This is a genomic window from Burkholderia sp. KCJ3K979, from assembly GCF_016759955.1.
Taxonomy (GTDB): domain Bacteria; phylum Pseudomonadota; class Gammaproteobacteria; order Burkholderiales; family Burkholderiaceae; genus Burkholderia; species Burkholderia orbicola.
In genome coordinates, this window is sequence record NZ_JACFYV010000492.1 from 1 (window position 1) to 381 (window position 381).

Consider the following 381-nt stretch of genomic DNA (forward strand, 5'->3'; position numbering starts at 1 on the left):
GTCCTGCAGCACCTTGCGCCGGGCGGCGACGTCCTGTGCGAGCCGGTCCTCGTCGGCGTCGCGCGGCAGCGCAAGGTATTTCTGCCACCAGGCGTCCGATTGTGCCCGCATCGCGCGGCTGCGCTCGATGGCCGCCGCCGAGTCCGGCGTGCCGGCCAGCAGCGCCGCACGGTCGAGTGCGAGGCGCTCGCGCGCGGCGAACATTTCCGCCATCGCCACGTTGACCGCGCTCGGCATCTGGTTCGTGAAAATCTCGCGCGTCGAATCGTTCGCACGCGTCATCCCGTACAGACCGAGCACGCCGGTGACACCCAGCAGTACCGCCAGAAACGCCATCGTCAAACCGATGCGCGCACGAATCGTCAGGTTCCTGAACACCAT

At 68.0% G+C, this 381-nt stretch carries 1 protein-coding gene; it reads right to left on the reverse strand.

The window, feature by feature from the left end; translation table 11 throughout:
- On the reverse strand, nucleotides 1-381 hold a 381-nt coding region (locus tag H3O04_RS35790; RefSeq protein ID WP_202589561.1), incomplete at both ends, for a Tar ligand binding domain-containing protein.